The 24,127-nt window shown below is 62.8% G+C and carries 20 protein-coding genes; 11 read left to right on the top strand and 9 right to left on the bottom strand.

Translation table 11 applies throughout. The annotated features are described in order from the left end of the window. Positions 1–168 precede the first annotated feature (168 nt). Positions 169–2,250, top strand: a complete 2,082-nt coding sequence (gene metG, locus KVP10_RS07065; RefSeq protein ID WP_217963865.1) for a methionine--tRNA ligase — start codon at positions 169–171, stop codon at positions 2,248–2,250. A 42-nt stretch (positions 2,251–2,292) separates the two neighbouring features. Here metG and kch read toward each other — a convergent pair whose 3' ends face one another. Beyond that, complete coding sequence (gene kch / locus KVP10_RS07060) at positions 2,293–3,495, bottom strand: voltage-gated potassium channel protein (RefSeq protein ID WP_246600458.1); 1,203 nt, start codon at positions 3,493–3,495, stop codon at positions 2,293–2,295. A gap of 147 nt (positions 3,496–3,642) precedes the next feature. Between kch and KVP10_RS07055 the strand changes: the two genes are divergently transcribed. Further along, entirely contained in the window at positions 3,643–4,611 is a 969-nt protein-coding gene (locus KVP10_RS07055; protein ID WP_217963862.1) for a cation diffusion facilitator family transporter, read from the top strand. Between the two features lie 155 nt (positions 4,612–4,766). On the opposite strand, the gene KVP10_RS07050 is transcribed toward KVP10_RS07055, so the two are convergent. Then, positions 4,767–5,675: an aldose epimerase family protein gene (locus KVP10_RS07050; RefSeq protein ID WP_217963861.1), complete on the bottom strand. Its 909-nt coding sequence runs from the start codon at positions 5,673–5,675 to the stop codon at positions 4,767–4,769. Between the two features lie 355 nt (positions 5,676–6,030). Between KVP10_RS07050 and KVP10_RS07045 the strand changes: the two genes are divergently transcribed. After that, the gene (locus tag KVP10_RS07045) at positions 6,031–6,507 is read left to right on the top strand and encodes a redoxin domain-containing protein (protein WP_217963860.1); all 477 of its coding nucleotides are present in this window, start codon (positions 6,031–6,033) and stop codon (positions 6,505–6,507) included. 653 nt (positions 6,508–7,160) lie between these two features. Further along, positions 7,161–9,056, top strand: coding sequence for an ABC transporter ATP-binding protein (locus KVP10_RS07040; protein WP_217963859.1), 1,896 nt, complete (start codon positions 7,161–7,163; stop codon positions 9,054–9,056). Between the two features lie 191 nt (positions 9,057–9,247). On the opposite strand, the gene KVP10_RS07035 is transcribed toward KVP10_RS07040, so the two are convergent. Genes KVP10_RS07035 through KVP10_RS07025 form a run of 3 tightly spaced genes read right to left on the bottom strand, consistent with a single transcriptional unit; the run spans position 9,248 to position 13,319 of the window. Further along, positions 9,248–10,663 carry an aldehyde dehydrogenase family protein gene (locus KVP10_RS07035; protein ID WP_217963857.1) on the bottom strand — a complete coding sequence of 472 codons (1,416 nt, stop codon included), beginning with the start codon at positions 10,661–10,663 and terminating at the stop codon, positions 9,248–9,250. Further along, a complete protein-coding gene (locus KVP10_RS07030; protein WP_217963855.1) occupies positions 10,660–12,345 on the bottom strand; it encodes a thiamine pyrophosphate-dependent enzyme in 1,686 nt (561 codons plus the stop codon). The genes KVP10_RS07035 and KVP10_RS07030 overlap by 4 nt, the downstream gene beginning before the upstream one ends. 5 nt (positions 12,346–12,350) lie before the next feature. Beyond that, positions 12,351–13,319 (bottom strand): Bug family tripartite tricarboxylate transporter substrate binding protein, encoded by a 969-nt coding sequence (locus KVP10_RS07025; RefSeq protein WP_217963854.1) that lies wholly within the window; start codon positions 13,317–13,319, stop codon positions 12,351–12,353. 123 nt (positions 13,320–13,442) lie between these two features. Between KVP10_RS07025 and KVP10_RS07020 the strand changes: the two genes are divergently transcribed. Beyond that, on the top strand, positions 13,443–14,402 hold the full coding sequence (locus tag KVP10_RS07020) for a LysR family transcriptional regulator (protein WP_217963852.1): 960 nt from the start codon (positions 13,443–13,445) through the stop codon (positions 14,400–14,402). Between the two features lie 101 nt (positions 14,403–14,503). Here the strand turns inward: KVP10_RS07020 and KVP10_RS07015 are convergent, their stop codons facing one another. Both KVP10_RS07015 and KVP10_RS07010 read right to left on the bottom strand, forming a co-directional pair. Next, positions 14,504–15,043, bottom strand: coding sequence for a chromate transporter (locus tag KVP10_RS07015; protein WP_217963851.1), 540 nt, complete (start codon positions 15,041–15,043; stop codon positions 14,504–14,506). A gap of 16 nt (positions 15,044–15,059) precedes the next feature. Beyond that, the gene (locus tag KVP10_RS07010) at positions 15,060–15,626 is read right to left on the bottom strand and encodes a chromate transporter (protein WP_217963850.1); all 567 of its coding nucleotides are present in this window, start codon (positions 15,624–15,626) and stop codon (positions 15,060–15,062) included. A 333-nt stretch (positions 15,627–15,959) separates the two neighbouring features. Between KVP10_RS07010 and KVP10_RS07005 the strand changes: the two genes are divergently transcribed. From KVP10_RS07005 to KVP10_RS06995, 3 genes are all read left to right on the top strand, one after another. Beyond that, on the top strand, positions 15,960–16,313 hold the full coding sequence (locus KVP10_RS07005) for a nucleotide pyrophosphohydrolase (RefSeq protein WP_217963849.1): 354 nt from the start codon (positions 15,960–15,962) through the stop codon (positions 16,311–16,313). 105 nt (positions 16,314–16,418) lie between these two features. Next, positions 16,419–17,441 carry an LLM class flavin-dependent oxidoreductase gene (locus KVP10_RS07000; RefSeq protein ID WP_217963848.1) on the top strand — a complete coding sequence of 341 codons (1,023 nt, stop codon included), beginning with the start codon at positions 16,419–16,421 and terminating at the stop codon, positions 17,439–17,441. Continuing rightward, positions 17,438–17,839 (top strand): DUF1801 domain-containing protein, encoded by a 402-nt coding sequence (locus KVP10_RS06995; RefSeq protein ID WP_217963847.1) that lies wholly within the window; start codon positions 17,438–17,440, stop codon positions 17,837–17,839. The genes KVP10_RS07000 and KVP10_RS06995 overlap by 4 nt, the downstream gene beginning before the upstream one ends. 29 nt (positions 17,840–17,868) lie before the next feature. Here the strand turns inward: KVP10_RS06995 and KVP10_RS06990 are convergent, their stop codons facing one another. Further along, on the bottom strand, positions 17,869–18,282 hold the full coding sequence (locus KVP10_RS06990) for a helix-turn-helix domain-containing protein (protein WP_217963845.1): 414 nt from the start codon (positions 18,280–18,282) through the stop codon (positions 17,869–17,871). Positions 18,283–18,791: 509 nt separating this feature from the next. Here KVP10_RS06990 and KVP10_RS06985 point away from each other — a divergent pair. Together KVP10_RS06985 and KVP10_RS06980 are read left to right on the top strand one after the other, a co-directional pair. Continuing rightward, positions 18,792–19,157, top strand: coding sequence for a helix-turn-helix domain-containing protein (locus KVP10_RS06985; RefSeq protein WP_246600457.1), 366 nt, complete (start codon positions 18,792–18,794; stop codon positions 19,155–19,157). Then, a complete protein-coding gene (locus KVP10_RS06980; RefSeq protein WP_217963844.1) occupies positions 19,154–20,398 on the top strand; it encodes a type II toxin-antitoxin system HipA family toxin in 1,245 nt (414 codons plus the stop codon). The genes KVP10_RS06985 and KVP10_RS06980 overlap by 4 nt, the downstream gene beginning before the upstream one ends. Before the next feature lie 138 nt (positions 20,399–20,536). Here the strand turns inward: KVP10_RS06980 and KVP10_RS06975 are convergent, their stop codons facing one another. Then, entirely contained in the window at positions 20,537–21,499 is a 963-nt protein-coding gene (locus KVP10_RS06975) for a hypothetical protein (protein WP_217963843.1), read from the bottom strand. A gap of 350 nt (positions 21,500–21,849) precedes the next feature. Here KVP10_RS06975 and KVP10_RS06970 point away from each other — a divergent pair, with 350 nt between their 5' ends. After that, positions 21,850–23,565, top strand: a complete 1,716-nt coding sequence (locus KVP10_RS06970) for an AIPR family protein (protein WP_217963841.1) — start codon at positions 21,850–21,852, stop codon at positions 23,563–23,565. The last annotated feature ends 562 nt before the right edge of the window (positions 23,566–24,127 follow it).

The raw sequence follows: 24,127 nt of genomic DNA, 5'->3' as shown, positions 1-24,127 counted from the left end.
TTCTTTCCGCCCCGGGGCGCGGCGGCCAGCGGCCATGGCCGGACGCTGGCGCGGTAAACTTTGCCTCTAGCTTTGCCAGTATTTGCCCGGCGGGCCGAAACTGCCCGCCGGGCCCGTTCTATTTCTGATTCCTTTCCTTACATTCATCACTTTCGCCCCTACGCACTCATGCCGCGCACGCTCTTCGTCACCACTGCCCTGCCCTACGCCAACGGTTCCTTCCACATCGGCCACATCATGGAATACATCCAGGCCGATATCTGGGTGCGCTCGATGCGCATGGCCGGGCATACTGTGCACTTCGTGGGCGCCGACGACGCGCATGGCGCGCCCATCATGCTCAAGGCCGAAAGCGAAGGCATCAGTCCGCAGGCCCTGGTGGCCCGCTACGCGGGCGAGCGCCCGCAATACCTGCACGGCTTCCATGTCGAGTTCGACCACTGGCACAGCACCGATTCCCAGGAAAACGCACTGCTGTCGCAGCAGATCTACCTGCGCCTGAAAGAACAGGGCCTGATCACCACCCGCACCATCGAGCAGTTCTACGATCCGGTCAAGGGCATGTTCCTGCCCGACCGCTACATCAAGGGCGAATGCCCGAACTGCCATGCCAAGGACCAGTACGGCGATTCCTGCGAGGTCTGCGGCGCGGTCTATGCCCCGACCGACCTGATCGAGCCTTACTCGACGCTGACCCGAGCCACGCCGGTGCTCAAGTCGTCCGAACACTTCTTCTTCAAGCTGTCCGATCCGCGCTGCGTGGAATTCCTGCAGTCCTGGACCGCCGGCAGCAATGCCGCCGGCCATAAGCGGCTGCAGCCCGAGGTGCTGGCCAAGACCCGCGAATGGCTGGGCGGCGGCGCCTCCGGCGCCGAATCCAACCTGGCCGATTGGGACATCTCGCGCGACGCCCCCTATTTCGGCATTCCCATCCCCGACGCTCCGGGCAAGTTTTTCTATGTGTGGCTGGACGCGCCCATAGGCTACCTGGCCTCGCTCATGGCGTATTGCGCAAAGCGTGGCCTGGATTTCGACGCGCTGCTGGACCCTGCCGGGCCCACCGAGCAGATACATTTCATCGGCAAGGACATCGTTTATTTCCACGCCCTGTTCTGGCCCGCGGTGCTGTATTTCTCCGGGCGCAAGGTGCCCGACGCCCTGAACGTGCACGGCTTCATCACCGTCAGCGGCGAGAAAATGTCCAAGAGCCGCGGCACAGGCATCTCGCCGCTGCGCTACCTGGAACTGGGCATGAACGCCGAATGGCTGCGCTACTACATCGCCGCCAAGCTCAATGCGCGCGTCGAAGACCTGGACTTCAATCCCGACGACTTCGTGGCCCGCGTCAATAGCGACCTGGTCGGCAAGTACGTCAATATCGCCAGCCGCGCGGCCAATTTCATCAACAAGCATTTCGGCGGCGAACTGGCCTACCAGGGCGACGTCGCGGCGCTGCGCGCCGAACTGGCCCAGGCCGCCGAAAGCGTGCGCGCCGATTTCGAAGCGCGCGAATACGGCCGGGCCATACGCAACGCCATGGCCTACGCCGACCGCATCAACCAGGCTTTCGACGCTGCCCAGCCCTGGGTCATGGCCAAGGGCCTGGAACAGGCCGACGCCGAGCGCAAGGCCGCGCTGCAGGACGTGTGTTCGCGCGCGCTGGCGGGCTTCAAGGCGCTGTCGGTGATGCTGGCCCCGGTGCTGCCGGCGCTGGCGCAGACCGTGGCGCACGAATTGTTCGGCCTGGAACACGGCTTCGCCTGGGCCGACGCCGCCGAACCGCCGACCCGCATCGCCGCCTTCAAGCACCTGATGCAGCGCGTCGACCCCAAGCTGCTCGACCAGCTCTTCGAGCCGCCGCAGGCGCCCGAGGCCGCTGCGCCCGCGCCGGGCGGCGAGCCCATTGCCGACACCATAGACATCAAGGATTTCGCCAAGATCGACCTGCGCATCGCGCGCATCGTCGACTGCGCCGCGGTCGAAGGCTCGGACAAGCTCTTGCGCCTGACCCTCGACGTTGGCGAAGGCCGCCATCGCCAGGTGTTCTCGGGCATCAAGTCGGCCTACGCGCCGGCCGACCTGGTCGGCAAGCTGACGGTGCTGGTGGCCAACCTGGCGCCGCGCAAGATGCGCTTCGGGGTGTCCGAGGGCATGGTGCTGGCCGCCAGCCACGAGGACGAAAGCGTCGACGCCGGCATCTACATCCTGGAACCCTGCCCCGGCGCGCAGCCCGGCATGCGCATACACTGAGCCGCTAACGTCAGGCGCCGCCTTGCGCGCGCGGCCGGGCAATCAGGCCGAAGGCTGGGTGCTGCGCGCGAAGAACAGCCGCGTGATGGCGTCGCTGTCCAGCGGCTCGCCGCTGAGCGTACGCAACAAGATCTCGCTGCCCAGCAACTGCAGCGAGAACACCATGTCCGGGTTCACGCTCTTGATTTTCTGCAGGTGGGTGGTGGTATTGGCCAGCGCCACCGTGCGCGTTTCGGGCCCGGCGATTTCTTTGGCGGCCAGCACGATGAAGGCGTTCTCGGCATCGTCGTCGCGCAAGGCCAGCACATATTCCGCGCGCGGCGCCCCGGCCTCGGTCAGCACCGACGCGTCGGTGGGGTCGCCCTGGATCAGATCGGCGTCGGCCGGATAGCCGTGCTGCACCCCATCGGGCACGACCACGGTCACGTTGTGGCCGCGCCGGCGCAGGCCTTCGTAGACGCTTTGCGCCAGCGGCGTCGCGCCGGCGATGATGATGTGGTTCTTTCTCATGACGTTGGACAGTCGCCCCTTGACCAGGCGTTTCAGGTTGCCGCCTATGATAGGCCCGACGATGGCGCTGACGGACGTAGCGAACACCGTGATGCCGAGGATGATGATGGAAGCCGAAAACAGGCGCGCCGCGGTACTCTGCGGCGTGATGTCGCCGTAGCCCACGGTGGACATCGACACGATAGAGAAATACAGCGCGGTGGCGGCGTCGTGGATCTTCGGCTGGAAATCGTCGCCCAGGTAGAGGCTGCCATACACGGCATAGATCAGCAGCGACACGATGCTGAGCACCGCGAACAGCGAGCCCGCCGCCAGGCTGGAACGGTCGAACTGCCGCCAATAGACCACCAGCAGGCATACCAGCAGCAATGTATAGGCGGCCAGGCCCACATGTCCGTTGGCCTGCCATAGCGAGAAAGTGCCCACCGCGATCAGCAGCAGCAACGAAAACGCCCAGGCGATACGCGCGCGCAGGATCAGACCCAGGGCCATGAGCTGCAAGCCAGCGCCCAGCATCAGGCGCGGCAGGCCCGCCACCCCCGACTGCAGCAGCGCATTCAGGTTGTCCATGGCCAGCCAGCCGCGCCAGCCCTGCACCGGCACCTGCCTGACTGCGGACAGGCCGGGTTGCAGGAACAGATAGCCGTCCAGCACCACGAGCGCGGCCAGGATCCACCCCAGCGGTGCGCCGCCGAGCAGACGTGCGAGCCGGTTGCGGATGAGTTGAAGCTTCAAGGCATTCCTCGACATGCGGAGTCCGGGTTGCACCGAGTTTAGCGCAAGCCATCCGGGCGCCGGACGCACCTCATCGGCCGCACCTGGCCGGCCGCACCTAGCCGGCCGCACCTGTTAACATCAAGCATCGCCCGACAACAAGTCCCCATGGACGCCTCGCCCGACACTCCGCGCAATTTCCCCAATCCGGCCGAAGGCCGCCGCAGCACCCTGACCAGCATCGCCGTCAACACGTGCTTGATCGCGGTCCAGGCGACAGTGGGCATGCTCTCGCATTCCCAGGCCCTGGTGGCCGACGCCTTGCATTCTTTTTCCGACGTGGTGTCCGACACGGTCGTGCTGGTAGCCGGCAAGCACAGCCTGAAGGCGCCGGACGCCGACCACCAGTACGGGCACCGCCGCTTCGAGAACGCCGCGTCCCTGATGCTGGGCGCCATATTGATGATCGTCGGCGCGGGCATGGTGTGGAACGCGTTCACACGGCTGCAGAATCCGGCCGACCTGGGCACCGTCGGCGTTGCGGCCCTGGGCGTGGCCCTGCTGGCCCTGTGCACCAAAGAATTGCTGTTCCGCTACATGATGCGCGTCGCCAAGCGGCTGCGCTCGTCACTGCTGGCGGCCAATGCCTGGCACGCCCGCTCGGACGCGGCGTCCTCGCTGGTGGTGGCCCTCGGCATCATCGCCAACCTGGCGGGTTTTCCGCTGGCCGACCCGCTGGCCGCGCTGATCGTCGGCGTCATGATCGCCCGTGTCGGGTCCAAATTCTTCATCGCCGCCTTCCACGACCTGATGGACGGCGCCGTCGACGCCCAAGCGCAGGCGCGCATCCGCGCCCAGCTGGCGTCCACGCCGGGCGTGCTGGGCGTGCACAGGCTGAAGACGCGCAAGATGGGCGACATGATCTGGGTGGAAGTCGACCTGGAAATGGATGCCGCGCTCACCATCGCCCAGGGCCACGCCATTGCGGAAGAAGCCCGCAAGCGCGTCATGCAGCACGAACCCGTGCTGGACGTGATGACGCACTTCGACCCGGTATGGCCGCGCCGGGGGCAAGCGAACGCCGATGCGCCAAACTCCGATTCCATAGTCCGGGAACAGAATCAAAAACAGGGATAGGCCGGTAATCGACAAGAAGGCCTGGACAGCGGGCTATATGCAGGCGATGCAGGTAGCGAGGTGGCGCGGCCAGGCGAGGCCTGGCCTGGCCAAACAAGACAAGGCCGGGCAAAGCAATGCAAGGTCTTGGATCTTCGGCCGATTGCAAATCCGTATCAGGCCGCGGCAGCCAGCGGCGCGACGCTGATGCGGCAGCGCGCCTCTTCGGTCTGGCCCGGTTGCAGCCAGCGCAGGCCCTGGCCGTGATGGATCGCGTCGGGCAGGCCGAGCCAAGGCTCTATGCAATAGAAATCGGCGCTGTCGCTTTCCGTCCAGGTGGTCACCGCATACCAGGGACATGGGGTATCGGCCAGGTCGAGCGTCACGCGCCTGCCCCGCCAGGGCATGTCCAGATGCACCAGCCCGGGTTCGTTCAACACGTGAAAGCGGTCGATCAATTGCGGGTCGGAAAGCACGCAACGGCTCGGACCGGGCCGCGGCTCGGTCACGCCGCCACGGGGCAGCGCCTCTTGCACGCGATTGGCGGGCAGATGCAGGACACTGTCGCCGCGGCGCGCCGCCGGCAGATCGAAATAGAAATGGTGCCCGGGGTAATAAGGCATGGGCGCGGCGCCCGTATTGGTAGTCCGCAGGCTGGTCTCCAGCGCATTGCCATGCAGGCGGAAATGCGCGGTGAATACGAAGCCGAAGGGATACATGCGGCGCGTGGCGGCATCGTCGCGCAGCGTCATGGCGATGCCCAGGCCATCGGCATCTACTTCGTGATCGAACGGCAAGTCGCGCGCAAAGCCATGCATGGGCAGCGCGCGCACCACGCCGGCCGCATCTTTCCAGAAGCCGAGCTTGCCATCCACATAATGCCTGGCGATGAACGGGAAGAGCAACGGATCGCCGCCGCGGATATGGTGCGGCGGGGTCCAGTCCGGAGCGCCGGGCCAATGGATGACGTCCTGGCCGTCGACCGTCCATTTCATCAACAGCCCGCCCGCGGACGGCGCAAACTCGGCCGACGCATGCGCGTGGCTCAAGCGTATGATCTGCGGGGCTTCGGGGCTTGCTGCCATCGTGTTTCCTCTGCTTGCCTTGCATGCCGGCGGCGCCGCGCCCTGAGCCGCCGCCCGCCGGTACGGCCACTATAGCGCCCGTCCGCGGCGCATGTCCATGCGGCCCCCAGCGCCGCGGCGATCGTGTTGATGGATCGTGTTGATGGGTCGTGTTGATGGGTCGCGTAGATAGACCGTGCGGATGGGCTGCCGGGCCCGAATCCCCAGGCCATGGAACGGCGGGCTCCAAGCAGTAATATGAAGACGAAGGGCGGCCCGCATGAAAAGAGCTACCCACGCCTGTGCATGGATCGGCCCAGGCCTGCGAACCGCCCGATTCCAGCCTGGCCCCAGCAAGAAAAGAAGGCAATATCCCATGAGCATATCCATCCCCGCGCCCGAATGGCAGGTACTGCAGTGGATGAACACGCCCGAGCCGCTGTCGCTGGCCGCCCTGCGCGGCCGCGTCGTGCTTGTGATCGCCTTCCAGATGCTGTGCCCGGGCTGCGTCAGCCTCGGCCTGCCGCAAGCCCTGTGCGCGCGCAAGGCGTTTGTCGGTTCCGGCCTTGCGGTCATCGGACTGCATACGGTTTTCGAGCACCACGAAGCGCAGGGCTCGCGCGCGGCGCTTGCCGCGTTCCTGCATGAATACCGCATAGGCTTTCCAGTCGGCATCGACGCGCCATCGGCGTATGGCGGCTTGCCGCAGACCATGCAGGCCTACAACATGCAGGGCACGCCCACCACCCTGCTGATCGACCGCGCGGGACGATTGAGGCTGCATCACTTCGGCCACATCGAAGACATGGAACTCGGCGCCACCATCGGGCGCTTGCTGGAACAAGGCGCGTAGAGCCGGACGCCATGTTCCGGCGGCAAACGCCGAGTCGCAGATGAAAGGCAAGTCGGATATTTCGCGGCCTCCCTTCCATTTTCGCGGCCTCCCTTCCATAAGAGGCCTGGATGCCGGGTATCCTGCTTGCGAGCCTTTTTTTTCCCGTCGGGAAGTCATTGGGTTCCCTATTTCCGGCTGGCCAGTAAGTTACCTTCTATCCACGCCGTTTGTTGCGCGCCGGCAGCACGCGATCTTGCCGTACCAGGGGCTACGCTGGTAAAATATACAGGCATTTCAGCTGCGTTCGCCGCCACATCGCACGTATCAGCACGTATATATCGGCAGCAAGCCGGCAACAGCCGCAAGGCCGCAGCAACGCTGCATTTTTCATCATCAACCATCGCACAGGGAGGTGCCGCATGTCCGTTCCGGATTCCACCGACCCTCGCGCCACAGTACGACACCCGTTACCGCAACATTAGTGTCGCTCGCGCGGGTCCGCTAAGCCGCGGTTTCCATCACCGCCAGCGCCTGCGCACCCACGCCTCCACCCGAGAGTCAAAAAACTCCTCCGTCCGCGGACACATGCCGCGGGCCTTGGCCGTTGTTTCTTCTTTTTTCTTTTTCGCAGGGAAACCCGCAGGCCGCGCGCCGCCGGGTCTCGACATATTATGGTTCGCAAACAACTCGATTTCCGCGGGCAAGTCTTCAAGAAAGTGCTGGGCTACACCTTCCGCCACTGGCGCAGGCAGCCCTGGCGCATCGGCGCCATTGCGCTGCTCGCACTGCTGTCGGCAGTCGCCGACGTATTCACGCCGCTGTTCGCCGGCCGTCTGGTCGACGCGCTGGCCGCGGGCCCGGCCGGCAAGGCCGCGGCCTGGGATGCCGCATGGTCGGCATTCTGGCTGCTGGTCGCTCTCGGGCTCGGCGGCACGGTGCTGCGCCAGCTCGGCTTCATGAACATCATCTCGCTCACACTGAAGATGATGAGCGAAATCGCCGCGGGCGCATTCCACCGCGTGCAGCGACTTTCCACCGACTGGCATGCCAGCAGCTTCGCCGGCTCGACCGTGCGCAAGATCACGCGCGGCATGTGGGCGCTCGACCTGCTCAACGACACGCTGCTGATCGCCCTGCTGCCGTCGCTCGCGATGCTGGCCGGCGCCACGCTGCTGCTGGGTGCGCACTGGCCCGTGATGGGCCTGGTGGTCGGACTGGGCGCGCTGCTGTATATCGCCGTCACGGTCGGCTTGTCGCTGGGCTATGTGGCGCCGGCCGCGCAATTGGCCAATGCCTGGGATACCCGCATGGGCGGCGCGCTGGCCGATGCGGTCACCTGCAACGCCGTGGTCAAGGCCTTCGGCGCCGAGACGCGCGAAGAGGCGCGACTGGGCCGGGTGATAGGCAAGTGGCGCGTGCGTACCCGTCGCACCTGGGTGCGCGGCACGCTGAACGGCGGCGCGCAGGGCGCCATGCTGGCGGCCATGCAGGCCGCCATACTGGGCGCGGCGCTGTGGCTGTGGGCCGCGGGGCGCGCCAGCGTGGGCGACATCACCTTCGCGCTGTCCATGTTCTTCATGCTGCAAGGCTACTTGTACGACGTGGGCATGCACATCCGCAATTTGCAGCGTTCCGTCAACGACATGGAAGAACTGGTGGCGCTGGAAAGCCTGCCGCCCGGCGTGGCCGACAGGCCGGGCGCGCGCGACCTCGCGGTGACGCGCGGCGAGATCCGCTTCGAGCATGTCGACTTCGGCTACGACACGCACGGCGCTCGCGGCAAGCCCCTGTACCAGGATTTCTCGGTGCGCATCGCGCCGGGCGAGCGCATCGGGCTGGTCGGCCATTCGGGCTCGGGCAAGACCACCTTCATCAAGCTGGTGCAAAGGCTTTACGACGTGGAAGCAGGCGCCATCACGGTCGACGGGCAGGATATCGCCCAGGTCACCCAATCGTCGCTGCGCAGCCGCATCGCGATCGTGCAGCAGGAACCGCTGTTGTTCCACCGCACGCTGGCCGAGAACATCGCCTATGCACGGCCCGGCGCCAGCCGCGCCGAAATCGAGCAAGCCGCGCAGCTGGCCGGCGCGCACGATTTCATCGTGGCGCTGCCGCAAGGCTACGAGACGCTCGTGGGCGAGCGCGGCATCAAGCTCTCGGGCGGCGAACGCCAGCGCGTGGCGATCGCCCGGGCCTTCCTGGCCGATGCGCCCATCCTGATCCTGGACGAGGCCACTTCCAGCCTGGACAGCGAAAGCGAAGCCCTGATCCAGCAGGCGATGGAACGGCTGATGATAGGCCGCACCACACTGGTGGTGGCCCACCGGCTGTCGACGGTGCGCGCGCTCGACCGGCTGCTGGTGCTGGACAAGGGCCGGATCATCGAGGAAGGCACGCACGACGCGCTGGTATTGCGCAAGAACGGCGTGTACCGGAGGCTGTTCGAGCGCCAGGCGCTGTCGCTGACCGATACGCCTGCGGCCGCCACGCCAGGCGTCGCTACCCGGCCCGAGGCGGCACAAGCGCCGGCATCCCGGCCCGGCGATGTGGCGGCCTTGCCCGTCTAGCGCCCGAACCGGAGCCCCAGTTCCCGGCGCAGAAAATCGGCCGGGGCCGCTTCGGCCGCTGGCTTGTCGAAATAATGAATCGCTGGAGGCCAGGGCGAGCCGCGCAAAGCCGTGCCAAGCGTGCCAAGCGTGCCAAGCCGGGACGGGACGAGACGGGACGCAAGCCCACTGGCTTGCGCCCGCTCGCCGGTTCAGACGGCCCCGTGCAGCGACCGATAATTCAGCAGGCCTTCAATGCCGAACCTGCCGTTCTCGCGCCCGAATCCGGAGTCGTTCCAGCCGCCGAAAGGCGTCGCCAGGTTCTGTGCGGCGCCGTTGACGACGACCTGGCCGGTCCTCATCCGGCGTGCAAAACTCGAGGCACGCTGCACGTCGGCCGACCATACCGCACCCGACAGGCCGTAGCATGTCACGTTGGCAAGCTCGGCCGCCTCGGCTTCGCTGTCGTAGCACATCAAGGCAATCACCGGCCCGAATACTTCTTGCCGCGCGATGTCCATTTCCGGGCCGACGTCGGCGAAGAGCGTGGGCGGGACGTAATAACCCGTGCCCTCGGGCCGGGCCTTCCCGCCCGCCACGCAAGTGGCGCCCTGCTCCCACGCGCCATTGATCATGCGGCAGACGTGCTGGTACTGGGTCTTGGTCGCCACCGGGCCGAGGCGCGTGGCCGCTTCCAGCGGATCGCCGAGAGGCCAATCCTCCGCCGCCCGGCGAAAGCGCTCGATCGCCTCGTCGCGCAGGCGGCGCGGCACGATCCAGCGCGACTGGCTGACGCAGGCCTGGCCGGAATTGGCCAGCCCCGCGCGCGCCATGGCCGGGATCGCCGCGGCCAGGTCGGCATCGTCCAGCACCACGGCCGCCGATTTTCCACCGAGCTCTAGCGTCAGCGGCGTAAGCCTGGCCGCCGCGGCGGCCATGATGCGCCGGCCCACCGCGCTGGAGCCCGTGAAGCTGATGTGATCCACGCCCCCATGCGCAAGCAGGTGCTCGCCCACGTCGGCGCCGCCCCATATCAGGTTCACGGTTCCCGCCGGCAAGCCGGCCTCGTGCACGGCCTGCATGAAAACCAGGGCGGCGCCCGGCGCCACCTCGCTGGGTTTGAGGACGACACTGCAGCCCGCCGCCAGCGCCGCGGCCACCTTCGCCGCGATCTGGTGCAGCGGAAAGTTCCAGGGCGTGATCGCAGCCACGACGCCGCAGGGCACGCGCTCGACCAGGCCGTTGCCGATGCGTTCCTGCCATATGACCTGATCCAGCCCCGCGGCGGCGAATTCCAGGCCTTTCAGGGCCATGGGCACCTGCATCAGGCCGCCCAGCCATACGGGACAGCCCATTTCCCGGGCCAGTGCCTGGGAGGCCGAATCCGCGCGCCGCTCCAGGGCATCGCGAAGACGTGCCAGGGCATCCCTGCGTTCGTCCAAGCTGCTGCGGCTCCATGCCTCGAAGCCGCGCCGCGCGCTACCCAGCGCCTCATCCACCTGCCGCGTGCCGCAAAGCCGGACCTCGGCGCATTGCTCCTCGCGCGCGGGGTCGATCACCGCATGGCGCCCGGCGCCCTCGACGGGCACAAAGGCCCCGCCGATGTAGCAGTGCTCGTAGCGGGTCATGAATACACGCCTGCGAGCGGATCGGCCGGGGCCGCGGGCCCGGACGCGCCCTTCATGGGCTGCAGCCGCAGCAAGTGCCAGGGGCTGGGCACTACGCCTATCCCGACTTCGATCATCACCGGCCCGGCGGCGCTCATGGACGCCTGCACCGCGCCGCCCAGCGCCTGCGGCGTGTCGACTTTCTCGAAAGCGACGCCAAAGGCCCGGGCAAGCAGGCCGAAGTCGGGGTTGGCGAGTTCGACCGCGACCTCGGCGCCGAACTCGCGCTTCTGGATGGCGCGCACATTGCCGTAATGGCCGTCGTTGAACACCACCAGGGTCACCGGCAGTCCGTAGCGCTGCGCCGTCGCCAGTTCCTGCAGGTTCCAGCCGAATCCGCCGTCTCCGGTAATGGACACGACACGTCGCCCGCCCGCGGCCACCGCCGCGCCCAGGGCCGTCGGAAACCCATAGCCCAGCGTGCCCTGGTAGCCCGGACCAATGTAGGTGCGCGGCCCATATACCGGAAAAGCGACGCGGGCCAGATAGCCCACCTGAGTCAACTCGTTGACGAAGATGGCATCGTCCGGCATGGCCGCGCGCAGCGCGTCGACGTAGGCCGACTGCGGCATCACCACGTCGATCTGCCGGCGCGCCCAATCCTTTACGCGCAAGGCGTCGGCCTCGGCCATGGCACGGCGCGGCTTCAGCCTTTCCGCCAGCATGGGCAGCGCCACGGCGGCGTCCGCGGCCAGCGCCACGTCCGGCTTCCGGGGCGCGGACAAGTCGGCCTCGTCGATATTGATGTAGATATAGCGCAGCTCCGGCTGCGCGGGCCAGGACGCCGTCGGCGTCAGCGAATCGATGAAGCGGCTGCCAACCACCAGCACGACATCGGCGTGCCCGAACACGGCGCGGCCGGCCAGCGAGCTCATCGCCAGGGGATGCCGGTCGCTCAGCGCACCGCGGCCATTGTCGCTCATGACCACCGGCGCGCCGATGCGCTCGGCCAGCGCCTGCAGGGCCGGGCAGGCATCGGAATGGAAAATGCCGCCGCCCACATAGATGACCGGCAGGCGCGCGCCGTCGAGCAGCGCCGCTGCGCGCGCCAGCGCGGCCTCGTCGATAGCCGCAGGCGCACCGGCCCCGGGCTGGCCGGCGGCTGCGGCGGGCGGCGCATCGTTCACGGACGCGCTCAAGTAGTCGTGGGGGATTTCCAGCGCCACGGGGCGCGGCCGCCCTGTATGCAAGCGGTCGAAGGCCTGGTCCACCGCGGCGGCGATTTCTTCGGGGCCGCCCACATGGCGGCTCCATTTGCTCAGCCCCGCCAGGTAGCCGGGCTGGTCCTTGATCTCGTGCAGCAGGCCATATCCCTTGCCTACCCCCTGGGAATGGATTTGCGCGGTCAGGAACAGCACCCGGGAATTCGCGGCGTAGGCCGTGGCCAGTCCCGCCCCCGCGTTCAGGGCGCCCGGCCCGGGCACCACCATGGCGACGCCCACGCGCCCGCTGGCGCGGTAATAGCCGTCGGCCATATAGGTCGTGCTCTGCTCGTGCCGCGGCACGTACAGGCTGATGTCGCCGGAGCGCTGGCGCAGCGCGTCCACGGCCCAATCGAGCTGGATGCCCGGGATCATGAACAGATCTTCGATGCCGTTGCGCACCAGCCCGTCGGCCAGCAACTGGCCCCCCGTCTTGCTCATACAGACTACCTCTGGTTGATGGATTTCAAGAGCTGTTCCCAGCGGTTCGATTCCCTGGCGATGAAACGGGAAAAATCCTGCGGACCCATGTAGTCGGGCTCGGCGGCCAGATTGATCAGCCGCTTGCGCACCTCGGGCTGGGCCAGGGCCGCCTTCACGGCGGCAGAAACCTTGTCGGCGGCGGCGGGGGGAATCCCCGCGGGCGCGAACAGCCCCATCCAGGCCGGCGCGTCATAGCCCGCCACGCCGCCTTCGGCGATGGTGGGCAGTTCCGGCGCCACCGCGCTGCGGCGCGCGCCGGTAGTGCCCAAGGCCACCAGGTCGCCGGTCTTGATGTGCGGATAGGCCGAAGTCAGGTCCACTACGGCTACGCCGATCTGGCCGCCCAGCAGATCGGTCACCGCCGGGCCGCTGCCGCGATAGGGCACGGCATTCATGCGGATGCCGGCCATGCGGGCCAGCAATTCCCCGGACAAGTGCTGCGCGGTGTACTGGCCCGGCGTGCCGAAGATGATCGGGTCTTGCGGATGCGCGCGGGCCTTGTCCAGCATGTCCTTCAGGTTCTTGTAGCCGGTGCGCTTGCCCGCCACGATCACCAGCGGCACATCGGCCAGCTTAGCCACAGGCGCCAGGTCCTTGTTCGGCTTCAGGGGCGCGGCATTCGGAATATGCGGATTGATCGCGATAGCGCCCGTGGCGCCCAGGCCCAGCGTATAGCCGTCGGGCTGCGAATGCGCCACCGCCATCAGCCCTACAGCCCCGCCGCCGCCCGGCTGGTTGCGGACGATGACCGGCTGCCCCAGCGAGGTCGAGAGTTCCTGGGCCAGCACGCGCCCGATGCCATCCGCGGAAGCTCCCGCGGCAAACGGCACCACCAGGGTGATAGGCCTGTCGGGAAACCCCTGGGCCGCAACGGCCGCGCCGGCCCAAGCCATGGCCAGGCCTGCCGCCCAGGCTCCGATTCGCATGTTCATTGTTCTCCTCCTTTTGATAAAGTTCTGAACTACGCACAGCCGGCATGATCGCGGCGCCCCCAGGCGCCGGTCAACGCTTGCCGCCCGCATCGCGATCACTCCGCGGAATCACCCAGGCCCGACATGACGCTACAGCAACTTCGAGACTTCATCGCCGTCGTCGAACACGGCGGCTTCCGGGCGGCAGCCCGCGCGCTCGACGTATCCCAGGGCGGGCTCACGAAAAGCCTGGCCAGGCTCGAGGACGAACACGGCGTCGCCCTGCTGGCGCGCGATGCCAAGGGATTGACGCTGACCAAGGACGGCGAGGAATTCCTGCACCTGGCGCACGCCACCGTGCTGGAGGCGGACCGGGCCTCGCGCTGGCTGTACCGGACCGGCGCACGGCAACAGCCCAGCATCGCGCTGGGCCTGTCCATCGACCCGGCGCTGCGCCTGGCCTCCACCGTACTCAACGACTTTCGCGGCAAGAACCCCTCCGTGGCGCTGCACGTCACGCAAACGGTCTCGAGCGACCTGCTGCTGCAGTTGCGCGACAACCGCATCGAGATCGCGCTGTTGCGCCTGCCCGCCGGGCTGCCTTGCGAAGACCTGCAGGTCGACATGCTCTACCAGGGGCGGCCGGCCATCCTGGCGCGCACCGGGCACCCGCTGATAGCAGCCAAAACCGTACAGGAACTGATCCGCTGCGACTGGATCGTCGTCGGCTCGATACCCGGGCGCGGCGAAGAAGACGCGAGCCTGACCGAATTGTTCGACGACACCCGGCTGGGCCGCCCCCGCATCGCGGCCTACTCCTCGTCCTTGTTCGACGCCGTGTCGATGCTGATGGAATCCGACTGCCTGGCGCGCCTGCCCGAGGTGGTGCTGGAACATCCGCTGGTCCAGGGCAGGCTTGCCGCCATCGCCGTGGAAGATCCGCCGCGCATCTACGACATAGCCATGGTGCGCAAGGCGGGCCGGCGCCTGAGCCGCGAAGCGCAAATGCTGTGCGCCATGATTGCCTCGTACGCGCGCATAGGCGGCTGGCTCGCAGCCGGGCTGGGCGCGCCGCGCGACCGCAAGCCGCCGGAGCGCAGTTGATACGTCCTTCACCGCCCCGCTCGCCGAAGCCGGCGACTTTTGTTCCCGCTTTATCGAGCCCGAGCTTTATCGAACCCCGGGACTAGCGGGCTTGCGCAGGCTCAGCCGTACCAGCCCGCCAGATCCAGCCCGATCATCAGCGCCGCGCCGCCGCCGATCAGGATCAGGGGATTGAGCCTCGTGCGCAACATCAGCGCGGTCGATACGACCGCGATGCCGCGCGCCGCCCAGCCGCCCTCCAGCGCCAGCAGCAGCACATAGACCGCGGCCATGATCATGCCCGCGGCCACCGGACGCAGGCCGGTCTCCAGGGCGATCTGCCAGCGCGCGCCCCGGTGGCGCTTCCACAGATAGGCCACGCCATAGATAAGGAACGCCGTGGGCCCGAAGATCCCCACCGTCGCGACCACTGCGCCCCAGAAACCGCTGACCTGCCAGCCTATCAGCGTCACCAGCAGCGAACCCGGCCCCGGCGCAAGGCGGGCGATGGCGAAGGCATTGAGGAATTCCTGCGCGTTCATCCAGTGATGGACGCTGACCACCTGGCGCTGGATCTCGGCCAGCGTCGTCTGGCCGCCCCCGACCGTGACCAGCGACAGCGGCGCGAATACCGAAAACAAGTCCCAAAGCGCGTTTTTCATGGCCGTTTCCGCTGCCTTACTCGGACTTCAGCCGGCGGTACTCGACAGTGATGCTGACGGCCGCCTCGGCCAGCACCACCCATACCAGCGGCCAATGCAGCAAGCCCACCATGACGAAAGTACTCGCCATTATCAACAAGGGGAGCACCCGGCGCGGCACGCGCCGCGCGGCCACGATGGCCATGCTGGCCGACAGGCCGATGGCCGCCGCCGCTGCACCGGCCAGCGCGATATTGCTCAAGGGATAGCGCGCCAGCGAGGCGAACAATATGCCCAGCAACACGATGAAAATTGCGGGCGGCACGATGATGCCCGTGAATCCCGCTACCGCCCCGCGCGCGCCGGCCAGGCGGTAGCCTATCCAGATCGCCATGTTCTTGACGTTGACCCCTGGCAGCGCCTGGGCCAGCGACAGGCCGTTGAGGAAATCCTCTTCGCTGATCCAGTGCCGGTCCTGGACGAACTCGCGCAGCAGCCAGCCGCTCAGTCCACCGCCGAAGCTGGTCAGGCCTATGCGGGAAAAAATCAGGAACAGGCGCCAGGCGGTGGGCTGGGTCTCGGTGGGAGCAAGGCTGGATGACATGCGGCTAAGGGCGTGGGCGCCGGACGGATGGCAATCGGGCCTGGATGCGCGCAGGCCCTGGATCGCCGCATCTTACTGCAGGTACCTGACATCCGCCCAAATGCAGGCCGCCGCCTCGCGTTGGCTGACAAAATTGTCAGTTACAAGGCGCGACTTGCGGCATCGTCCGGGCCAAACACGGCCCGATTGTTCGATGCCATCGTGAAGCCCGGCTTCTCGATCTGGTACAAAGGACCTACCCGGTGTTTCCACCGGCAAATCGAAGACCGGCATGCCTGCTTCGCTGTCGACGATAAAAGAAAATTCCCGCAGAGCCGCCAAGACCGACGCACTATGAATACAGAGACCCGCCTCATCGATGTCGCCGCGCTCGAGACAGCGCTGCAGGCTTTTGCCGACGAGCGCGACTGGAACCCCTTCCATTCCCCCAAGAATCTCGCCATGGCGCTGACCGGCGAAGTCGGAGAACTGGTCGAGATCTTCCAATGGCTGACCGAAGACCAGTCCCTCCAGGTCGCCGACGACCCGAAGACGGCCAGGGCGGTTCGCGACGAATTGGCCGACGTCGCCCTGTATCTGATACGCCTATGCAGCGTCTTGCACGTCGACCTGAACGAGGCCATAGTCCACAAAATCCAGGCGAACAAGGTCAAATATCCCGCGGGAGACAGCACGCCGCACAGGTGAGAGTCGGCGACCCCGGTATGTGAAAGCTCCGGTGACCCGTCCGACCTGTTCATATTCTTGCGGCCCCCGCCCCAAGCTGAAACCAAGTTCTTAAGGCCCTTCACGATGAAAAAAATCGGATTCCTCTCCTTCGGCCACTGGACGCCGTCGCCCCAGTCGCAAACCCGCTCCGCATCGGACGCGTTGTTGCAATCCATCGAACTCGCGGTCGCCGCCGAAGAACTCGGGCTGGACGGCGCGTACTTCCGCGTTCATCACTACGCGCGCCAGCTGGCATCGCCCTTTCCCCTGCTTGCCGCCGTAGGCGCCAGGACGCGGCGCATCGAGATCGGCACCGCAGTCATCGACATGCGCTACGAGAACCCTTGCTACATGGTCGAGGACGCCGGCGCGGCCGACCTCATCGCAGGCGGGCGGCTGCAGTTGGGAATCAGCAGGGGCTCACCCGAGCAAGTCATCGACGGCTGGCGCTATTTCGGATACCAGCCTGCCGAAGGACAGAGCGACGCCGACATGGGGCGCCAACATGCCGAGGCCTTGCTCCACCTGCTCCAGGGCGAAGGCTTTGCGCAGCCCAATCCGCGCCCGATGTTTCCCAACCCGCCGGGCCTCTTGCGCCTGGAACCGCTGTCGGAAGGACTGCGCGACAGAATATGGTGGGGAGCTGGCTCCAACGCGACCGCCGTCTGGGCGGCGAAACTGGGCATGAACTTGCAAAGCTCGACACTCAAGGACGACGAGACCGGGGAAGCCTTTCATGTCCAGCAGGCAGCGCAAATCCGCGCATACCGGGCTGCATGGAAAGAAGCCGGCCACACGCGCGAGCCGAGGGTCTCCGTCAGCCGCAGCATTTTCGCGCTGGTGGACGATCGGGATCGCGCCTACTTCGGTCGCTCTGGACAGGACGAAGACCAAGTGGGCTTCATCGACGAAAAGACACGGGCAGTCTTCGGCCGCAGCTACGCCGCCGAGCCTGATGTCCTGATCGAACAGCTAAAGAAAGACGAGGCTATCGCCGAGGCCGACACACTGCTGCTGACAGTCCCGAACCAGCTCGGCGTGGAATACAACGCGCACGTCATCGAGGCAATCTTGACGCACGTGGCGCCGGCACTGGGCTGGAGATGAGCTTGGTCGATAATCAGATCGAAAAACGTGACGATTGGCGCAGCGAAATGCTGGCTCGCGTCCGCACACTTATCAAAGCAGCTATCCCCGACGTGGTCGAGGACGTGAAATGGCGCAAGCCCTCGAACAATATGCAGGGCGTCCCCGTTTGGGAGCACGATGGTCTCATATGCACCGGCGAGACCTACAAGGCAACCGTGAAGCTCACCTTCGCCAGAGGCGCCTCGCTCGAAGATCCGTCACGCCTGTTCAATGCCAGCCTGGAAGGCGGTACGCGCCGCGCCATCGACCTTCATGAAGGCGACAAAATCGATGACCGGGCCTTCAAGACATTGATCCGCGCCGCAGCGGCGGAAAATGAGAAAATTCTTGCGCAGAAAAAGGCGAAGGCCAAATGAAACTACCGCAAGGCATACCCTGGTAGCCATCAGAAGCCTTCCAGCTCATCGGTGTCAGCCGCGATACCCTCTTTGGTGCTAGCGAGGCGGCCCACACGCGACTTGCCGCTACGGGACGTCCGCACTCGTTGGGGCAATTGCTCCCGCACCAGCTCCATCCCCAACTTGTCGTTCTCAATGGCCATCACCTTTACCACGTCATCGAGACGACCAAGCACGTGCAAGGCACGCAGAAAAGTGTGCAGGGCTGTGCCGGGATAGCCGTCCTCCGTGCGCCTGACTGTACTCAATGACGTGCCGATACGCTGTGCCAGATCTTCCTGGCTTAAGCGGCGCATACGGCGCGCAATGGAGATGTCCTGCCCCAAACGGTGCAACGCGCGCTCTACGGGCCGCGGCAACGCAACCCGTGAGTCAGGATTCTTCGGCCGAGGAGACTGCATGCTTTAATCGCCCAGATATGACTGAATCTATCTCTTTACCGATCATATTCGAACATAAATCCAAGAAAAAACCCACTCCAACATGAATAATCACTCATAAATGATCTATTAAATACATTTTGAACCCATATTTGAATTTATAAAGGCAAGAATAAGCTCTAGGGTCATTTAGCATGGGTCTCGTAATTAGCCGGGTCCGAGAATGTCTCCCGACATCCCGTTACTGGGGCGGAGTCGTTCGTCGAACAAGGCTCGGCAGATGCTCGCAGATAAACAAAAGCCCCATGCAGAAACACGGGGCTTTTCGAATTATGGAGCGGGTGAAGAGAACAGAACTTAGCATCCAACTCTTTGATAAATAAGGCGACATCCCCGCTGAGCAAGCAAGGATGTACCGCATTTTGGACCGGCTTGGCGGCTGCTGTCCACTCTCCTTAGGCGCTAACACAAAAATTTTTATTTAACGCTATTATAGACAAATTAGAATCATATAGACCATAATAGCGAACATGCCACGCAAACCGCCTATCGTCTTCCCTCAAGAGCAGCGTCTCCTGTCCTCACTGGGAGAGCGGCTCCGTCTTGCCCGCAAGCGACGCAAGCTAAGCAATGCCGTCGTAGCGCAACGAGCAGGAATTTCAAGGACCACCTTGTACAAGGTTGAGGCGGGTGATCCAGGGGCCACGCTGGGGTCCTATGTTCGGGTTCTGGCCGTGCTTGGTCTTGAGGGCGACCTCAATCAGCTTGGGGCCGACGACAAAGTTGGTCGGAAATTGCAGGACCTCGAGCTTGAACCAACTCCCAGGCGCCGCACGGCCACCCGTGCCAAGGCGATCAAACCCTCGTCAGCCTCAAACAACAAGGAATCGACATGAGCGGGCAGGACAATACCCTGGAAGTCTGGTTGGATGATGACCTCGGCCCTGCACGCCAAGTCGGCACGCTCGCCCATGATCGCGGCCAGATCCGCTTCCATTACGAACGCGATTGGCTACAAGACCCCCGCGCCTTCGCACTGGATCCCGACCTATCTCTGGATGAACACCCCTTCTTTCCCAAGCCCGAGCTAGGCAACTTCGGCGTCTTCCTGGACTCGTCACCAGATCGATGGGGACAAACACTGATGAAGCGGCGCGAGACCCTGCAGGCAAAGGATGAGCAACGCTCTCCTCGTACGCTGTACGCCTGGGATTTCCTGATCGGCGTGCAAGACCTCACTCGCCAAGGCGCGCTGCGTTTTCGCCGGCCAGGTACAGAAGCGTTTCTTGGCGACGAGAAAATGGCGGCTCCGCCGGTAACGACGCTACGAGAGCTGGAAGCCGTGGCCTACCAGCTCAGCAACCGGCGTATCGACGACCTCGATGCGCTACGAAAGTGGCTCGCCGTACTCGTCGCACCTGGCGCGTCTCTGGGCGGAGCAAGACCAAAGGCCAACTTCACCGAAACCGACGGCTCACTCTGGATCGGCAAGTTCCCAGCCAGGGATGACGATCGAGACGTCGGAGCTTGGGAATATGTCGTTCATCAACTCGCGCAAGAAGCTGGGATAGACGTACCGCCTGCGAAGCTCATCAAGCTAAACAACGACTTCCATACCTTCTGCGTCCAACGGTTCGATCGAGCCAACAGTTCGCGACGCTTCTATGCCTCGGCGATGACACTGCTTCGCAAGACGCAAAGTGAAGGTACGAGCTATCTGGAATTGGCGCAGTTCATTCGCGCTCAGGGGGATGCCGAGCATGCGGATGCAGACTTGGAACAGCTATTTCGGCGCGTGGCGTTCAACGTCACGGTCGGCAACCGCGACGACCACCTTCGCAATCACGGATTCGTGCTTGGCAAGACAGGATGGAGACTTGCACCCGCGTTTGACGTCAATCCGAATATCGACAAGGCAGAGCATGTCTTGAATATTGACGACGTCGACAATCGGCCTAGCCTAGAGACTGTCCTCAGCACGGCCGCTTTTTATGGGCTGGCCGATGTGCAGGCTCGGCAAATTGTGAATGGGATAGTCGTGGTTGTCGATCGATGGCAGGACGCTGCTCGTCAGATGCGCATTAGCGGTGCGGATATTGATTTGACTGCAGGGGCGTTCTCGGCAAACAAAGCCTAGGGAAGAAGGCTGCCTTGCGGGCGTCAGCTTTCGGCCAACAAGCGACATTCAGCCACAGGCTCGGAGGATGTTCAAAAGTCAACTCACCTTCTTATACCGCTAGTTTCGCAGCCCGAAGCCCTATGGGACGCACTCACGTCATAGCTCTGAGTCAAGCACAAGGTTGCGAATTGCTACCCGCTGCTTTACGTACCTCTTTGTCTGTTCGTCGAAAACCTTAAAGCGCACTCTAACCGTTGCTAGTCGTGTATCACCCGGGCGTAGGTCTACAGTCTCCGCTCGAAATCTTTCGTCTTCGAAGGAGACAATGAGACGTGGGGCTATCCGCATCGGAACGCTTGTGATCACTGTCCAGATGCCTTCGTTGTTGGGCGGGTATACCCCGGGGCCAGCCTGAATCATTGCCTCAATCTGTTCTGCTGTAATTGCGTCGCTGTTTGGTGAATCCGCTACGGCTTTGGTAATGTCGTTTGCATACATTGCCCGCCGAAATCGCAAATACACATATTCCTCGCGAATTGTTTGCGTAGGCAAGCTGGCGCTGGGACGGAATGTGGTGAATACCGCTTCGGGAAGGTTGCCCGTGGTTACTCCTGAGACGTCAAGCTCCGCACACCAAGTTAATGCGTAGAGTCCCTCGACACCGAAGCGCCCCAATTCCCCGGGTACTGCTGGCAACACTGCTGGTAGCACCGAGAAGGAGAAGACCATTCGATGATCGATTTCAGCAGAGAACTCACAGATCCAATCTTCCTCGCGAGACTGCTCAACATCATCCAAAAGGTCAACGCTAGGAATAGAGTAATGGATGATCGTTACTACGTGCGCTAGATCTAACAGGCAGGGAACGTAACGGATAGAACCACCGCCAAAGTGATAGTTGATTCGCCCACTCGTGTGGATCGTGATCGACTTTGTTTTTGACTCTGGAGTGTCCCGCGAAGAAACCGGACTTGATCCATCCCCATCGACAGTCCACTTATAACCGTTCTCGCTGATACCTTCCCTTACAAGGTTGAGTTTTATTGAACCATCGTGCGTGACTTTAACGGAGGCTAGATGCCTCAATACCCCATTTCTGCGCAACAAAAGTCTCGCCATTATCGTGCTCTAGTTACTTTTGCTAGGTTGAGTCATCGCTGCGGCATCTGGATTTCAACGTTGTTCATCGAGTCAGCCTTTATAACGTCTATACCCGCTGAACCTCAGTGGCGGCCCATGTAGTCACAAAGCCGCGAAAGGCTCCTCAGGGTCGAAATCAACCCCTTATGATTGGCCGCTTTCGACCCATAGGAGTCATTCATATCCTTAATTCCACGGGTTTGCAATTCCATTCACAATGGATATCCCGGAGACTTCTCAATAACGACAGCTTCTGCCATAATTAGAAACAACATGACATTATCAGAAACAGCATCTGCCACACCCACACTATCATTTAGGTTTCTTGCATGGATCTTGTTACCCAAAATCTAGTGGCTGCATTCAAAGCCGAAGAGTCGCTTCCCAAGAAGACGGACGACGCCACCGTTCTGGAACATTTCGTTAACTACTGTGCCGTCTCTAATGAATACGGAGAGGAATTCGATGTCGGTGATTTGTACACAGGAGGGGGAGACGATCTAGGTATCGACGGAGTAGCTGTCATCGTGAACGGAACCCTTGTTTTAGACGAGGAGGAAGTTCAGGACTTGGTGTCTACGAATAAATATCTCGAAGTCAATTTAGTCTTCTGTCAATCCAAATCCGGCGGGTTTTCGGGTGACGAAATCTCTAATACCTTTTTCGGTTTAAAGGATCTTTTATCGGTCAAGCCGTCGATGACGCGTAACAGCAGAATCGCGGAGAAGGAGCGCCTCATCAAGTTCATCTACGGACAAAGCGCCTTGTTCAAGCGCGGCAATCCATCCGTGAAAATTTACTATGCCACCACAGGCAAGTGGCAGGAAGATCCCAAGCTGGTCAAGAGAATAGATGTTGAACGCGACGGCCTAATGGATCTCGATATTTTCGAATCGGTTGAGTTTATCCCCGTAGACGCGAAGACCCTCCAGCGGCTTTACTCGAACGCAAAGAACCGTTTCTCGAAGTCCATTGAGTTCGCTAGCAAGATCACTCTTCCTGCGCTGCCTGGGATACAAGAGTCGTACCTAGGTTACTTGCCCTCAGAGGAGTTTATGAAGCTTATCTCGGACGATTCTGGCAACATGCTCAAGGGACTCTTTTACGACAACGTGCGCGACTTCCAAGGCGACAACGACGTCAATATGGAGATCGAGAAGACGCTTGAGGACGAGGCACGACGCCTATTTGTGCTGATGAACAACGGCGTAACCGTCGTAGCAGATTCGATCCAGAAAACTGGGGACAACTTTACTCTTGAAGGCTACCAAGTCGTTAATGGGTGCCAAACAAGCAACGTACTTTTCCGTAATAAGAATAAGCTCGAAAAGGTTCAGATACCGTTCAAACTCATTGTCTCCCAAGACGGAGCCGTGAAGAACAAAATAATTAAGGCCACGAACCGGCAAACCATGGTCAAACCAGAGGAACTTACGTCATTGACCGACTTCCAGAAATCGCTGGAGGACTACTATGAGGCGGGCGATGGGGACTCGCAGCTGTACTATGAGCGTCGGTCCCAGCAGTTTCGTGCGACAACAGGCATCGAGAAAATTCGCATTGTCACTATCGCAAACCAAATCCGAGCATTCGCCTCAATGTTCTTAGCCGTTCCGCATCAGGCCAGTCGCTACTACGGGTCGTTGTTGAAATCCATAGAGTCTAGAATTTTCGTTGCAGACCACCCTCCGGTCGCATATTACGCTAGCGCCTTGGCGCTCTATCGCCTGGAGTCTCTCTTTCGGCGCAAGGGGTTGGATACGAAATACCGGCCTTTCAAATATCATTTGCTTCCCGTAGCTCGATTTATCATCGCAGGCGAAACGACTGAGCGCATGAACTCCAACAAGTTTGAAAAATACTGCGAGAGGGTTGCCACTGCTTTCAAAGATGACAAGATTGCAACCACAGTCTTTAGCAAAGCAGCTGGGGCGCTCGATTCGGTTCTATGTGGAAATTATGAGCGAGACAAGGCTAAGGACGCCGCCCTTTTTACAGCCGCCATAGCATCCTTAAAAAGGTCTGAGGCAAGGGATGCCATTTGATCCGCATGCCGGCTCTGGGTGGAAACCGTAGGAAGGAACTACGGTTTCCTTAACTATGGCAATGTCTGGTCCTGGCCGTTAGCAGACGCTCATTATTTAATACCTCTTCCTCGAACTACATTCCGCTCACCGAAATAACATACTGCTCAACCCAGTAAGCGTAGGCATCAGAGACTGATAGTTATGTCGGAATCCGTATGTACGTCAGTCAGCGCCACGCTTGCTCCCCAAATCCCAAATTAGATGGGATAGAAGCCATGGTCGCAGCAACGTCGCGCGGCGAATAGAAACAATGCGACATGCCGGCCCCCGTATTGATGGGCCAAAAAATGTACAGGAATGGGGGTGCTAGAGAGGCATTTTTCCGATCCCAACAGCATTAGGGATGAAAAAATCTCATTGAAATTGGCTCTTCCTCATGAACGGGGGACAAGTGGTATTCATTAAACTTGTTTTTGCGAAGAACGAGCTTAATGGAGCGAATACCGATGTCCCCAGTAGATTCTATCTTAGGAATCCGAGATGTATTCATAGAACGCGTGCAGCGTGGCCGAGAGATCCA

Origin of the sequence: Candidimonas humi, from assembly GCF_019166065.1 — a bacterium.
GTDB lineage: Bacteria > Pseudomonadota > Gammaproteobacteria > Burkholderiales > Burkholderiaceae_B > Candidimonas > Candidimonas humi.
The sequence above is the reverse complement of the archived record's forward strand: the minus strand, read 5'-3'. Positions and strand labels throughout refer to the sequence as shown.

Bases quoted from the DNA above. Each gene is read 5' to 3' on its own strand.
- metG (WP_217963865.1), top strand. From the start codon at position 169: ATGCCGCGCACGCTCTTCGTCACCACTGCCCTGCCCTACGCCAACGGT.
- KVP10_RS07055 (WP_217963862.1), top strand. From the start codon at position 3,643: ATGGACGCCTCGCCCGACACTCCGCGCAATTTCCCCAATCCGGCCGAA.
- KVP10_RS07050 (WP_217963861.1), bottom strand. From the start codon at position 5,675: ATGGCAGCAAGCCCCGAAGCCCCGCAGATCATACGCTTGAGCCACGCG.
- KVP10_RS07045 (WP_217963860.1), top strand. From the start codon at position 6,031: ATGAGCATATCCATCCCCGCGCCCGAATGGCAGGTACTGCAGTGGATG.
- KVP10_RS07040 (WP_217963859.1), top strand. From the start codon at position 7,161: ATGGTTCGCAAACAACTCGATTTCCGCGGGCAAGTCTTCAAGAAAGTG.
- KVP10_RS07035 (WP_217963857.1), bottom strand. From the start codon at position 10,663: ATGACCCGCTACGAGCACTGCTACATCGGCGGGGCCTTTGTGCCCGTC.
- KVP10_RS07030 (WP_217963855.1), bottom strand. From the start codon at position 12,345: ATGAGCAAGACGGGGGGCCAGTTGCTGGCCGACGGGCTGGTGCGCAAC.
- KVP10_RS07025 (WP_217963854.1), bottom strand. From the start codon at position 13,319: ATGAACATGCGAATCGGAGCCTGGGCGGCAGGCCTGGCCATGGCTTGG.
- KVP10_RS07020 (WP_217963852.1), top strand. From the start codon at position 13,443: ATGACGCTACAGCAACTTCGAGACTTCATCGCCGTCGTCGAACACGGC.
- KVP10_RS07015 (WP_217963851.1), bottom strand. From the start codon at position 15,043: ATGAAAAACGCGCTTTGGGACTTGTTTTCGGTATTCGCGCCGCTGTCG.
- KVP10_RS07010 (WP_217963850.1), bottom strand. From the start codon at position 15,626: ATGTCATCCAGCCTTGCTCCCACCGAGACCCAGCCCACCGCCTGGCGC.
- KVP10_RS07005 (WP_217963849.1), top strand. From the start codon at position 15,960: ATGAATACAGAGACCCGCCTCATCGATGTCGCCGCGCTCGAGACAGCG.
- KVP10_RS07000 (WP_217963848.1), top strand. From the start codon at position 16,419: ATGAAAAAAATCGGATTCCTCTCCTTCGGCCACTGGACGCCGTCGCCC.
- KVP10_RS06995 (WP_217963847.1), top strand. From the start codon at position 17,438: ATGAGCTTGGTCGATAATCAGATCGAAAAACGTGACGATTGGCGCAGC.
- KVP10_RS06990 (WP_217963845.1), bottom strand. From the start codon at position 18,282: ATGCAGTCTCCTCGGCCGAAGAATCCTGACTCACGGGTTGCGTTGCCG.
- KVP10_RS06985 (WP_246600457.1), top strand. From the start codon at position 18,792: ATGCCACGCAAACCGCCTATCGTCTTCCCTCAAGAGCAGCGTCTCCTG.
- KVP10_RS06980 (WP_217963844.1), top strand. From the start codon at position 19,154: ATGAGCGGGCAGGACAATACCCTGGAAGTCTGGTTGGATGATGACCTC.
- KVP10_RS06975 (WP_217963843.1), bottom strand. From the start codon at position 21,499: ATGGCGAGACTTTTGTTGCGCAGAAATGGGGTATTGAGGCATCTAGCC.
- KVP10_RS06970 (WP_217963841.1), top strand. From the start codon at position 21,850: ATGGATCTTGTTACCCAAAATCTAGTGGCTGCATTCAAAGCCGAAGAG.